This is a genomic window from Enterobacter sp. HK-058-C-ECC (genome assembly GCF_047531125.1).
Taxonomy (GTDB): Bacteria; Pseudomonadota; Gammaproteobacteria; order Enterobacterales; family Enterobacteriaceae; genus Enterobacter; species Enterobacter quasiroggenkampii.
Genome location: NZ_JBLKCH010000021.1, coordinates 16,817 through 30,807, shown reverse-complemented (window position 1 = coordinate 30,807; position 13,991 = coordinate 16,817). Strand labels below are relative to the sequence as shown.

General features: G+C 60.4%; 6 protein-coding genes. 3 read left to right on the top strand and 3 right to left on the bottom strand.

Translation table 11 applies throughout. The features are described from left to right. The first annotated feature begins 283 nt into the window (after nucleotides 1–283). Together ACMWJS_RS22020 and ACMWJS_RS22015 are read left to right on the top strand one after the other, a co-directional pair. A complete protein-coding gene (locus tag ACMWJS_RS22020; protein ID WP_023333137.1) occupies nucleotides 284–640 on the top strand; it encodes a hypothetical protein in 357 nt (118 codons plus the stop codon). Nucleotides 641–745: 105 nt separating this feature from the next. Further along, complete coding sequence (locus tag ACMWJS_RS22015; RefSeq protein ID WP_414747580.1) at nucleotides 746–1,306, top strand: YceI family protein; 561 nt, start codon at nucleotides 746–748, stop codon at nucleotides 1,304–1,306. Here the strand turns inward: ACMWJS_RS22015 and ACMWJS_RS22010 are convergent. From ACMWJS_RS22010 to ACMWJS_RS22000, 3 genes are read right to left on the bottom strand one after another with little or no spacing between them, the layout of a single operon-like run. Then, complete coding sequence (locus ACMWJS_RS22010; RefSeq protein ID WP_414747579.1) at nucleotides 1,298–2,089, bottom strand: anti-sigma factor family protein; 792 nt, start codon at nucleotides 2,087–2,089, stop codon at nucleotides 1,298–1,300. The two genes, ACMWJS_RS22015 and ACMWJS_RS22010, sit on opposite strands and share 9 nt — an antisense overlap. Continuing rightward, on the bottom strand, nucleotides 2,086–2,643 hold the full coding sequence (locus ACMWJS_RS22005) for a sigma-70 family RNA polymerase sigma factor (RefSeq protein ID WP_414747578.1): 558 nt from the start codon (nucleotides 2,641–2,643) through the stop codon (nucleotides 2,086–2,088). The genes ACMWJS_RS22010 and ACMWJS_RS22005 overlap by 4 nt, the downstream gene beginning before the upstream one ends. Continuing rightward, complete coding sequence (locus tag ACMWJS_RS22000) at nucleotides 2,624–3,151, bottom strand: tetratricopeptide repeat protein (protein ID WP_229226502.1); 528 nt, start codon at nucleotides 3,149–3,151, stop codon at nucleotides 2,624–2,626. Before ACMWJS_RS22000 ends, ACMWJS_RS22005 begins: the two co-directional genes overlap by 20 nt. Before the next feature lie 762 nt (nucleotides 3,152–3,913). On the opposite strand from ACMWJS_RS22000, the gene ACMWJS_RS21995 reads away from it, so the two are divergent. Beyond that, on the top strand, nucleotides 3,914–13,978 hold the full coding sequence (locus ACMWJS_RS21995; protein ID WP_414747577.1) for a BapA/Bap/LapF family large adhesin: 10,065 nt from the start codon (nucleotides 3,914–3,916) through the stop codon (nucleotides 13,976–13,978). Nucleotides 13,979–13,991: the final 13 nt, after the last annotated feature.

Genomic DNA, 13,991 nt, shown 5'->3' with positions numbered 1-13,991 from the left:
CCCCCTATGGAGAATAAAAAAACACCCCCACCCAGCGCTACGGAATAGCCGCTTAACCCGGAAGGAACTCCACCATGTACAGACCCATAACCGTCATCATATTCATTCTTCTGACGCTCGCCGCCCTCGCGGAAATAGGCGTTTTATCCTTTGGATAATCCTCAGGCGAAATACCTCTCATCAGGGCATGTTGATCTCATTACAGTTTTTTCCTAAAGCCATCCCGTTTCGCCTGTGCCATGCTGAATCACGCTCATAACCGATAACGTTAAATGAGGATATTATGAAAAAAACAATTATCGCATTATCTGCCGTTCTGCTGGCTTCCCCAGTATTTGCTGCGACCACACATGCAACTGACGATACCGTCGCGGCGGCGAACGCAAACGCCAACGAGGCGAAGCAAAAACTGCACGAAGAGCAGAACAAAGGTGAAGAGCTGAAGCTGAAACAGAAGCATGCTGCGGAAGGCAAGAGCGAGAGCCTGGGCAGCAAGGTCAGCGAAGATTCCCAGAAAGCCTGGCATAAAACCAAAGAAGGCACCGAGAAAGGGTGGGATGCCACCAAAGAAGGCGCTGAGAAAGGCTGGAACAAAACCAAAGAGGGTGCCAGCGAGCTGGAAAAGAAAGTCACTGAGTAAGTCGTTATACTCACGAAAAGGTCGCGCTTGCGGCCTTTTTTATTTCTTCGAATATAATTAGCACCTCAGGCGTTTACGCAGTGCGCACTTATCGGAGAAACCACTATGTATCGCCTTTTGGCCTTTCTGACCGTTCTGCTGTTATGCCCTTCCCTGCATGCTGCCCCGAAAAGCTACCTTATCGATACCGATAACACCGCCATTCGGCTCTCGTGGCATGCCTTCGGCGGCATCCTCTCCTGGGCAACGTTCAGCGGCGTAACGGGTGCCGTGACGCTCAATCCGGATAACGACGTTGACGACCACATCCACGTCACCATTCCTGTGGCAACCCTGGTGGCCTCAAACAAGCTGCTCACCTGGCAATTAAAAAGCGACATGTTTTTTGATGCGGAGCACTATCCGACCATCGAGTTCATCAGCTCTCGCGTGGTCGCCCAGGGCGCCGGACGGTTCAGGGTGTTCGGCACCCTGACCGTACGAAACATGGCCCGGCCGGTGATCCTGGAGGCCGTGGTGAAAGACCCGCATGCGCAGGCCCCCACGCTGGACGCCACCACGGCGATCTCGCGTGCGTCCTATGGGATGGATAAGTTTGCCCTGGTCGTGGACGATCGTATTGCCATCGCCATTGCGATTCAGACGAACAAGGTGCCGTCACCCTGAGATCAGGCGCTGTAGCTGCTCCGCGTGTTCCCGCAGATAGGACGGCGGGTTGCGGCCAATCAGGACAAACTGGTAGCCCGCCTCCAGCCACCACGCCAGGTTCATGCTGTGCCGTTGTTCTTCACGGAGCGAGGCCGTCGCCTTCTCATCAACAGGCGAAATACAGAGGGCCATCGGGCCGTAGTCGGGGTTGATCCAGGCAATCTGCGCGATAGACGTCGTTTCATAGCGCAGCATGCGCACCATTTTAAGCTCTGCCCCCTGCAGGGTAAGCTGCGACAGGTTTAGCGTCATGCCGATGTCCTGCGCGGCCCGTTCCAGCCCGCGCTGCAGAACCGGCGTTGCGCTGTCCATATCCAGCAGCGTCTCGACGCTGTACAGGGACATATATTGCGCTTCGAGGTCGCGGATATGGGCATTCTCATCCTCTGGGGCAGCAGCAGGCCGCAGCAGGTAGCCCAGCCCGGAGCCGACCAGCAAGAAACTGACCGAGGCGGCGATCAGCGCCCGTCGGCTGACGCCAGTCGGCGTGGGGGACTGCGGGTCGGGAAGTGCCGCAAGACGCGCCTGCATCGTCTCAAGAGGCGCGTCATCCAGCAGGGCAGCAAACGCCCCGGCGTAATCCTGGCTGCTTTTCATCAGTTCATCGGTTCGCCCGGCGAGGCGTTCGTCACACTTTAACTGTTCTTCAAACTGCTGCGCGTCGGCGCGACACATCTCGCCATCTATCCAGGCCACGATGGCGTCGTCGTTATAGGGCGGTGTAAAACGGTGCGCGTTCAAGAGCGTTTCTCCTTTACCGGAGGGAGTGCGTCAGCGGATCTGGCAAGCCGAGCCCGCGCCGTCGCCAGCCGGCTCATCACGGTACCGATCGGCACCGCCAGGGTCTCCGCCGCCTCCTGGTAGGTAAAGCCTTCGACATAAACCAAAAATACCGCGTTGCGCTGGGCTTCAGGCAGCGCGTTAACGCGCTGCATTATCTGAAGGTAATGCAGGCGCGTCTCATTCTGTTCGTGGGTGTCCGGCGCCAGCAGCTCGTCGCTGGGAAAAAATCCCTGCCCCTGTCGAACATGTCGTGCCCGAAGCTCAGAGATCCAGATGGAGTGCAGGATCGCGAACAGCCACCTGTCGATGCGCGTGCCAAGCATATACTGGCTGCTTCTTTCAAGCGCACGCACGCAGGTGGACTGAACCAGCTCTTCGGCGATATCCCTGTTTCGCGACAGCACCAGCCCATAGCGCCAGAGGCGCGGCAGGAGTGCGGCGAGCTGTTGACGAACCTCACGGGTTGCGATGGGTTTTCCCTCCACGAGAAAATCAGGATTCCGGGTGTCCATTGATGGCGGCCTGCAGGTCACGGTACTCCTCGCAGGACTGGCCACAGATACCGGCAATCACCTTCAGCTGTTCTTTCGCGAGGTCCGGGCGTCCTTTCACCATCCATGCTTCACCGAGATACTCCCGGGCTTTGGCATAATCCGGCGCGATAGCCAGCGCACGCTGGTAGTAACCAATCCCTTCGTCCGTGCGGCCCAGTTTGCGCGTGGCGAACCCGCGATAGTTCCACGCTTCAGCCGTATTGCCATTTTTCAGCGAATCAAGCAGATTCAGCGCCGCCTGGTACTCCCCTTTCTTCGCGAGATGGTACGCGTAGCTGGTTTTGTCCTGGTCGCTGAGGCTGCTGCTCTTGTCCGGCACGCATTTCTGCGTGGCGCTGTCATACACCTGTCCGGCAGGACAGTCGGGCGTTTTGCTCTCGGTACTATTATTGCCCATGGCCAGCGCCAGTGGAGACAGCAGGGAAAAAATCAGCACCGGGATCAAACGAAACGAGGTCGTGTTCATACAAAACTCCAGGGTAAGTGGGGAGTGACGTCAGTAAACGTCCGGCTGACGATTTTTATTCATTCTTCGGTGAATTTTTTTACTGTCCTGAAGTCCTGCCCGCGCCTCAGTCCCAAAGAAAATAAATCAGCTTATTTTCTCTTTGCTTGCCCGTTATTATTGCTTACGCGTGATAGCAGAGTTTTAACCCTGTACAAGAATATATTTCATTACCTCGATGACATAATATATCTTACATCAAAAACGTTACCCTAACTTAAACACACGTTAAGCCCGCTTAAACAACAATGCTTAAAATGTTATTTAAAATGATCCCTACCAATTATCATACCGGGTCGTAAACGTTAAATAGCCGCGCCATCATAACAAATAAAAAACATGCAAAAACAAAAAGATAGAAAAATGTAATTATAAAATACATCAATAGATTAATGCCCCCTTCATTGTTTGCGCCTTTATTTACGAAAGCTGAATTTGCACAACACGCATTTTCTGTCTATATCATTTTTATATTCCAGAAACCAATTCCTCTATTAATTACAGGGTTTTATAAAATACAAAACACCCATTAAAACGTTTTTTCATAAGTCATTAGATTCGCTCTGATGTTGCCACTCTGACGCATGGCGGGCATCGTGCGCGCTGAATTCTACGGTGAGAGCTGTTTTATAACAGCAACTACACCGGGGGCGCCCTTTACCTTCAGCAGAGATGGCTCGTCTTGCTCGCCGTTCATGACACTTCTGCTGGAGTAATAACAAAATGAGCCAAATCTCTGTTATTTCAAAACTTACTGGCGTAGAAACGACCCTGGAAGGTACACAGGTTACGCTGAACCATTCCTCTGTCGTTGAGCTTCACGTCGAGCGAGCGAGCGTCTCCCACTTCGCGCGAAGTGGTAACGACCTGCTGGTGACACTGCACTCCGGCGAGGTGATCACCCTTAAAAATTTCTACGTCGCGGACGCGCAGGGCGTGAGCCAGCTGGTTCTGCAGGACAGCAACGGCGCGTTATGGTGGATTGAAGATCCGGCTGGTGCCGCCACGTACGAATCTATCGCGTCCACGGACGTGCTGCTTGCGGCATCAGGAAGTGATGCCGGTGGCGCCGCCATCTGGCCGTGGGCTCTGGGCGGTATTGCGGCTGCGGGCGGCATCGCGGCCGCAGCAAGTACTGGCGGAGGAGGTGGTGATAATGGCAGCAGTAACAATTCTGCCGATCCGGATACGACTGCACCAAACGCACCTTCCGGCCTTAAGTTCTCCTCAGACGGTAAAACCGTCACCGGTTCCGCCGAACCCGGCAGCACCATCACGCTGAAAGACGCGAACGGCAACGTCATTGGTACAGGAAAAACGGGCAGCGACGGCAACTTTAGCGTCTCCCTCGGGACACCGTTGACCAACGGCGAGCAGGTAACTGCCACCGCAACGGATAGCGCCGGGAATACCAGCCAGGGTTCAAGCGTCACCGCACCGGATCTCACCGCACCCGATGCACCAACGATTGGCAGCGTAATCGACGATATCGCCCCTCAGACGGGGACGGTGACCAACGGCGGCAGCACCAACGATCAGCGGCCGCAGCTCTCCGGCACCGCCGAAGCGGGCTCCACCGTGACGATTTATGACGGCGGAATAGCCATTGGCACCGCGGTCGTCGCCAGCAATGGCACATGGACATTCACCCCGTCCGTCGACCTGAATGAAAGCACCCACCAGATTACCGTACGGGCAACCGACGCCGCCGGCAACACCGGACCAGCCTCACCGGTATTCACCCTCACCGTCGATCTTACCCCTCCGACAGCGCCCACCGCGATTGTGCTGCTCGACGATACGGGCATTATCCGAGGAACAATCACGTCGGGCGTGCCTACCGATGCCTCGCAACCGATTCTGGCGGGAACGGGCGAGCCCGGTGGAACCATCACTATTTACGATAACGGTGTGGCAATTGGCACAACGACGGTGCTGCCTAACGGTACCTGGAGCGTTACCCCAGGGGGCCCGCTTCCGGACGGTACGCATTCGATCACCGTCACTGAAACCGATGCCGCCGGAAACCAGAGTACGGCCTCTGAACCTATCACCTTTACCGTGGACACCACGCCGCCGTCTGCCCCAGGAAACCTCGTGGTGTCAAATGATGGCGGTACCATCAGCGGTATCGGAGAAGCAGGCAGCACGGTGACCATCCGTGAAGGCGATTTCACTCTTGGCACAGTGGTTGTTGATAGCCAGGGGAACTTCAGCCTGACGCTGAGCCCGCCGAGGATCAACGGCGAAATCCTGACCGCTGACGCCACCGACACGGCGGGCAACACCAGTCCAACCACCTCCGCGGCGGCACCGGACATTACCCCGCCGCAGACCCCAGTCATCCTGTCGGTGATTGATGACGTGCTGGCCACCACCGGCCCCGTGGTCCAGAATGGGCTGACCAACGACCGGGCGCCGACCCTGAACGGCACGGGCGAGGCAGGCTCGACCATCACGATTTATAACGGCAGCGATGCCCTCGGTACGGTGGTTGTTCCCTCCTCCGGCCAGTGGAGCTTTACGCCGTCCACACCGCTGACCGACGGCACCTGGGTGCTGACCGCGAAGGCGACGGATCCCGCCGGTAACCCGAGCGGGATATCAAACGCGTGGACAATTAACGTTGACGGGACGGCGCCTACCGCCCCGGTGATTTTACAGGTTGCAAACGATATCCCTGGGCAGGCCGGCGCGATCGACTTGAACGGGACCACCAACGACGCCACCCCGACGCTCAGCGGTACCGCTGAAGCAAACGCGACGATCAGCCTGCGCGTGGACGGTGTTGAAATTGGTACAACCGTTGCCAATGGCCTCGGCGTATGGAGCTTTACCCCTTCCTCCTCAATCGGTGAAGGCCCCCACGCCCTGACCGCCGTCGCAACCGATGCGGCAGGCAACCCCAGCCCCATCTCCAACACCTGGACCCTGACGGTTGACAGCGTCGCGCCTGCGGCGCCGGTCATTACCCAGGTGCTCGATGATGTGCCGGAGCGCCTCGGCGCGCTCAACCCTAACGACAGCACCAACGACACCACGCCAACGCTCAACGGCACGGCTGAACCGGGTTCAACCGTCACTATTCGCCTGGATGGCGGCGATCTCACTACGATTCTGATCGACGGCAGCGGCACCTGGACCTATACCCTTACCACGCCGCTTGGCGAAGGTCCTCATACCTTTAGCGTCATCGCCACCGACGCGGCGGGTAACACCAGCCAGCCGTCAGACGACTTCACCCTGAACGTCGATATCACTGCGCCAGCGGCGGCCACCATCGCCACCGTGATCGACGATGTCGGCGGCGTACAGGGGTCGCTCAACAGCGGCGATACCACGGATGACACTCGCCCCCTGCTGCAGGGCACCGCCCCTGCAGACACGGTGATCACCGTCTATGACGGCACGACTCTGCTTGGCACCGCCATCCTCAACGGCAGCGGCGGCTGGAGCTTCACGCCCGTGACCCCGCTCACCGACGGTCCGCATTCCCTGACGGTGCACGCCACGGACGCCGCGGGCAATACCACCATCTCAACGCCATTTGAACTGACGGTGGATACCGTTGCGCCTGCCACGCCGGATATCCCGGCCATTACCGTCAATCCTGACGGCACAGCAACGCCGCTGAACCCGGGCGAAATCACCCGCGACACCACGCCGACCCTGAGCGGTACCGGCAATCCGGGTGATACCGTGACGATCTACAACAACGGCGTCAAAATCGGCGACGCTGTCGTGGACAATACCGGCAACTGGACCTGGACACCGCCATCCCCCCTGGCTGGCGGCACCTATGACATCACCCTGACCGTCACCAACGTGGACGGCACGGGCAACGAAAGCGCCCCGTCGCAGCCGGTCACCATCACCATTGATACCGAGGCGCCGGCTACGCCTTCGGCACCGATCATTACTGACAGCGTCACCCAGATCACTGGCCCCGTTCCCGATGGCGGCACCACCAACGATCCGCGCCCGGTGCTGAGCGGCACCGGTACGCCGAACGACGTTATCAACATCACTGACACGGTCAACGGCGGCACGCCAACTATCGTTGGTACCGTCACGGTAGACAGCAACGGCAACTGGAGCTGGCGCCCTGACAGTAATATTGCAGAGGGCAGCCACGTCTATACCGCCACCGCCACCGATGAAGCGGGCAACGTCTCTGACGCTTCCCCGGCGATCGCGATCACCGTGGATACCGTGGCACCGGCTACGCCAGCGATCAGCGCCGTGGGCGGTGAACCGAACGGGGGCTACATCACGGATACCACGCCGATAGTGGGCGGAACCGGCGTTAACGGTGAGACGGTGATCGTCTACAACAACGGCGTCGAGCTGGGCCGTGTCGCGGTGGTGAACGGAGAATGGAGCCTGACGCTTCCAGCGCAAACGGACGGCCCGCTGAACATTACCGTGGCGGGCGTGGACACAGCGGGCAACGTCAGCGCGCCGAGTTCGGTCTTTACCGTCACGCTCGATACCGTTGCGCCAGGGATCCCGCAGATCAGTGCCGTCTCAGACAGCCAGCTCACCAACGCTGTCCTCTACACTCGCGATGGTGTACCCACGCTCACCGGAACCGGCGAACCGGGATCCACGGTTATCGTCTCCGTGAACGGCACCCCCTCCGCAGTACCGGTAACGGTCCAGCCGAACGGCACCTGGACCTGGACCGCCGACAGCACGCTGACGGATGGAACATATACCTTCACCGTATCGGCCCGAGACCCGGCCGGTAACACCTCAGGCAGTTCTGCGGCGCTTAACGTTACGGTTGATACCGTCGACCCAGGTATTCCCCTCAACCTGAACCTGGCGCCAGAAGGCACGCCGCTGACCGGCACCGCAGAAGCGGGAAGCACCGTCACAGTGAAAAACGGTACTACCGTCATCGGTACTGGCGTTGCCGCCAGCGACGGCAGCTTCTCCATCGCGATCAGCCCGACCCCGCAGGCTGGTGCGGCGCTGATCGTGAGCGCCACCGATGCCGCAGGACGTACCGGCCCCGAAGCCACCTACAACGTCATCGGTACGTTGCCGAATCTTCCTGACGTTCCGGTTATTACGGCGATCGTCGACGATACCGACCCGGTCACTGGCGATGTGAAAGGCAAAACCACCAATGACACCACCCCAACGCTTACCGGTACGGCCGAAGCGGGCAGCCTGATTACCATCTATCAGGACGGTAGCGCGACGCCATTGACGACGGTCACCGCCGACGGCAGCGGCAACTGGAGCTATACGCCAGCCGCGCTTGGCGAAGGGCTGCACACCTTTGAGGTGACCGCGACCCTCAACGGTCAGACCAGCGGTCGCTCTCCGGCGGCCAGCGTCACCGTTGACCTTACCGCGCCGGGCACGCCGACCATCGGCGCCGTGATTGACGACGTTGGTCCGGGCACCGGCCCGCTGACCAGCGGCCAGATCACCAATGACAACCAGCCGACCCTCACCGGCACCGGTGCGGTGGGTGATACTATCTCCATCTACAACAACGGCGTGTTGCTGGGGACCGCAGAGGTCGGCATCACCGGCACCTGGAGCTACACCACGCCTGTCCTGGCAGAGGGCAATCACGTCCTGACCATCCGCGAGACCGATCCGGCGGGGAACCAGAGCGGTCCTTCGGCGGGCTTCACCGTCGTGGTGGATTCCGTTTCCGCCACGCCGGTCATCACCAACGTCACGGATAATGTGGGCAATGCCGCCACCACGGTGGTCAGCGGTGGTCTCACCAACGACGCCACGCCAACCCTTTCGGGGACAGCGGACGCAAACAGCGTGGTGACCCTTTTCGACGGCGGCACGCAGATTGCCGTAGTGACGGCTGACAGTACCGGCGCATGGACGTTTACCCCTGATACCGCCCTCGGCGAAGGCTCGCACAGCTTCACCGTCCAGGCGACCGACCCGCAGGGCAACCTCAGCGCGGTCTCCGCACCCTGGAGCGTGGTGATTGACCTGACGGCACCGACGGTTCCAACGCTGGATACGGTAAATGACAACGTCCCAGGCGGCGTCCAGGGTAACCTCACCAGCGGGCAGGTGACCAATGACAACACCCCTACAATTAGCGGTACCGGACAGGCAGGCAGCACTGTTCACATCATGAACAACGGGACGCAGATTGGTACTACAACCGTTGACGGAAGCGGGAACTGGTCCTTTACCCCAACCACGCCTCTGGGCGACGGCAGCTACGCCCTTCGCGTCTATGCAACGGATGCGGCAGGCAATGCCTCGGCTAACTCATCGGTCTTCGCCTTTACCGTGGATACCGCAGCCCCTGGCGTACCGGTAGTCACCAGCGTGGTTGACGATGTCGGTCCGGTCACCGGGACGCTCACGTCAGGCAACAGCACTAACGACGCGCGTCCGACCTTCAACGGCACGGGCGACGTCGGTGCCACAGTGCACGTGATTGTCGACGGGAACGAAATAGGTACGGCGGTGGTGAATGCCCAGGGCAACTGGACCTTCACTCCGGGCACCGATCTGGGCGACGGGTCCCATACGATCACCTTCAACGCTACCGATGCGGCAGGCAACACCGGCACCACAACGGCACCGTTTAACCTGACGGTGGATACGGGCGTGCCGTCGGCACCGGTCATTTCGACCGCGGGTGACAACGTGGGCAGTATTCAAACCCCGCTCTCCTCCGGGCAGAGCACCGACGACACCACGCCGACCCTGAACGGCACCGCCAGCGCCAACGCCACGGTCACCGTGTATGAGAACGGGCAGCCGGTCGGCACCGTGCTGGCGGACGGCAGCGGCAACTGGAGCTTTACGCCGTCAACGCCGCTGTCCAGCGGCAGCCACACCTGGACCGCCACGGTCACCGATGCAGCGGGCAACGTCAGCCCGGCGTCGCCAAACTTTACCCTGATTGTCGATACCACGGCACCGAACGCGCCGGTTATCAGCCAGGCGATAGACGACGTAGGCAGCCTCACCGGACCGCTCACGTCCGGGCAGACGACCGACGACACCGTACCGCGGCTTGTTGGAACCAGCGAGCCGTTTGCCACCGTGAAGATCTATGAGGGAACCACCCTGGTCGGAACGGGCACCGCGGACAGCAGCGGGAGCTGGAGTATCTTGCTCACCACCGCGCTGGCGAGTGGCCCGCACAGCTTCACCGCGCAGGCCACGGATGCGGCAGGCAACACCAGCGTGTCGTCGGCCAGCTTCAGCCTCACCGTCGATACCACGCCGCCTGCGCTGCCGGTGTTGACCAGTATTCTGGATGACGTGGGCAATGCGGCGACGCCGGTTGCAAACGGCGGGTTCACCAACGACGCGCAGCCGACCCTCAGCGGTACGGCAGAAGCGGGGTCGACGGTGAAAATCTTTGATAACGGGGTCCAGATCGGCAGCGTGACGGCGACCGGCGGCGCGTGGAGCTTTACGCCATCTCCGGCACTGAGCAACGGCGCGCACACGTTGACCTTTACCGCCACCGATGCGGTGGGCAACGCCAGCGCGCCCACCGCCGGGGATGTGATTAACGTCGATACCCTCCCGCCAGCCGCGCCGGTCATCAGTTCGGTCATTGATGATGTCGGCAGCGTCACCGGCCCCGTGACCGGTACGAACCCGACTAACGACACCCGTCCAACGCTGAGCGGAACCGCCGAAGCGAATGCCACGGTTCGGATCTACGACGGCATCACGCTGGTGGGTACGGTCACCGCCGATGGCAACGGCAACTGGACCCTGCCGCAAACCACCACGCTGACGCAGGGCACGCATAACTTCACCGCCACGGCTACCGATGCGGCGGGCAACACCAGCGTGGCATCAGGCGTGACGACGATTATCGTCGATACGACCGCCCCAACGGTGCCGACCGGGACCCTCAATGCCGACGGTAGCGTCCTGACCGGGAGCGCAGAGGCGGGCAGTACCGTCACAATCCGCCTTGCGGACGGTTCAACGGTGACCGCCATTGCCGGCAGCAACGGCACCTACAGCTACACCTTCATTAACAAACAGATCGAAGGCCAGACGCTGCAGATCACCGCTACCGACGCCGCGGGCAACACTTCCCTGCCGGGCTCTGCCCTTGCGCCGGTGGTGCCGCTCTCCGCCAGCAATAACGTTGAAGAGCTGAACCTCAGCACCACGGCAACCGTGACCAACAGCCAGTACAGCGACTACGGCTTCCTGCTGGTCGGCGCCGTGGGCAACGTCCTGACGCTGCTGGGCAATGACACCGCGCAGGTGAACTTCACGGTGGGCAACGGCGGCAGCGCGGATATTGTGGTCAATGCCAACGCCACAGGGGCGGTGCTCTCTCTGCTCAATACCCTTGAGCTGGTGGTGCAGCACTACGTCAACGGTGTCTGGACTACCGTGGTGGATACCGGCCAGCCGCAGTTTGCCGATCTCCTGACCCTCGGCGCTACCGGCGTCTCGCTGAACCTGACCGGGCTGGCCGACGGCAACTACCGCGTACTCAGCTATAACACCAACCTGCTGGCGACCGGTTCCTACACCAGCCTCGACGTGGCGGTGAAAGAGACCGGTCCGGGTACGGTCACAGGCGATACCAGCCTCAACGGCAACGTGATCCTCGATACGGACCCAACCGCCGGCAGCGACAATGCCCCGGCCGGAACCACCATTTCCACGGTCACTAACGCGCAGGGCGTGACCACCAGCGTGAACGCCGACGGCACGGTGATCCAGGGCAAATACGGTACGCTGACCATCAACCGCGACGGCAGCTACACCTACAACCTGACCGACACCAGCGCCGCGGTCATTGGCCGGACGGAGAGCTTCACCTACACCATCACCCATAACGGCGTCAGCGCGTCGGCGAACCTGGTGCTGTCTCTGGGTGCCGGTACGGTACTCAACGGCATTGTGGCGGTGGACGATACGGCCTCGCTGACCTTTGACACCACCGTAAGTGAGATTAATAACGGCGCCTCGTCTCAGGGTGGCTTTACCGTGGTGGGCATTAATCTCGGCAGCACGCTGGGGCTTAACCTGCTGGACGACATGACCAACCCGATCATCTACAACGTGGAGGAAGGCACGACCCGTACCATGACCATCCAGGCCTCCGTGGGCGGCGTGGCGCTGGCGTCGGTGTTCGATCTGTACGTCTATAAGTTCAACAACGCGACCCAGACCTTCGAGCAGGTCCGCGTCGAGTCGGGCTGGCTGCGCGCGCCGCTGCTGGGGGGTACGTCACCACAGCTGACGCTGAACCTGCCTGCCGGGGAGTACCTGTTCCTACTGAATACCGCGTCCGGGATCGCTGTACTGACGGGTTACACGCTGAGCGTCCTGCAGGATCATGTCTACAGCGTGGCAAGCATCAGCGAAACGACCACGGGCGACGTGCTGGCGAATGATCCGGTTCCGGCGGGCACGCTGGTCACCGAAGTGAACGGCGTGGCGGTCAACAGCAGCGGCACCACCACCATTCAGGGGGAATACGGCACGCTGACCATCAATGCGTCCGGTCAGTACACCTATACCCTGAGGAGCGGCGTGGGCGCGGACCATATCAGCACGCCGGATACGTTCGTCTACACCGTTACCGCGCCTGACGGCTCGAAGGATACGGCATCGCTCAACATCACTCCAACCGCGCAGGCAATGAATGCGGTCAACGATGTCAGCGCCACGATGGACCTCACCTCGGTGCACCACACGTCGGTCTACTCAGATACCACCGTGGGCGTCGCCAGCTGGACGACGGCCCTGTTCTCATCAACCCAGGGCAGCGGCAGCGGAACCTTCGTGGTCGACCCGAACACCGCGCTGCACAACGCGTCGCTGCACTTTAGCGTGGCCTCGCTGCTGGCGCTGGGCGGGCTGACGGTGAACTGGACGATTAGCGATGCCAACGGCGTGATCCGCAGCGGCTCCTTCAGCGGCGGCTCGCTGCTGGGCGGCAGTATCGACGTCCCGCTAACCGGGCTGGATCTGAACGCCGGGACCTATACGCTGAACTTTACCGGTAGCGTCCCGGGGCTCAGCGTCGGGACCATCACCATCACGCCAAGCGTGAACGGCACCACCTATTCGCTGAGTGATTTCGACGTCACCGGCAGCCACACAGTCAACGGCAATATCTTTGACGGCACCGACTCTGGCGGCGTGCTGGATCAGCTCCACTCGGTGGATACCCGTCTGAGCGTGACCGGCTACAACGGCGTGACCACCACGCTGGATCCGTACACCGGCAGCGCAACGGTGAACATCACTGGCCATTACGGCATTCTGGCGATCGGCGCAGACGGCCATTACACCTATACCCTCAACAGCGGGGTATCGCTCTCAACCATGACCTCTAAGGAGACCTTCAACTACACCCTGACCGACTCTGCAGGAAGAACGGATACCGCCACGCTGACCATCAATATGGCGCCGCAGTTCATCAGCTCGGAACATAACGACGCCATCACCGGTACAGCCTACGGCGATACGCTGATTTACCAGGTGCTGAACAGTACGGTGGGAAATGCCACGGCGGGTAACACCAGCAGCGCCGGAGGCGATCACTGGACCGGGTTCTCGCTGGCGCAGGGGGACAAGATCGACATCGGCGATCTGCTGGTGGGCTGGGACGGTAATACCGCCTCGTTGGGGAATTATATCCATGTCACACAAAGCGGTAGCAACACTGTGATCTCCATCGACCGTGATGGTGCAGGGTCCACCTACACTAATACTGCACTCGTTACGCTTGATAACGTTCAGACCACGTACGACGAGCTCGTTAACCAGCAACACATCATTACCTGATAGCACCTGCAAG

Coding starts and splice junctions, on each gene's coding strand:
- ACMWJS_RS22020 (WP_023333137.1), top strand. CDS start 284: ATGAAAAAAACAATTATCGCATTATCTGCCGTTCTGCTGGCTTCCCCA.
- ACMWJS_RS22015 (WP_414747580.1), top strand. CDS start 746: ATGTATCGCCTTTTGGCCTTTCTGACCGTTCTGCTGTTATGCCCTTCC.
- ACMWJS_RS22005 (WP_414747578.1), bottom strand. CDS start 2,643: ATGGACACCCGGAATCCTGATTTTCTCGTGGAGGGAAAACCCATCGCA.
- ACMWJS_RS22000 (WP_229226502.1), bottom strand. CDS start 3,151: ATGAACACGACCTCGTTTCGTTTGATCCCGGTGCTGATTTTTTCCCTG.
- ACMWJS_RS21995 (WP_414747577.1), top strand. CDS start 3,914: ATGAGCCAAATCTCTGTTATTTCAAAACTTACTGGCGTAGAAACGACC.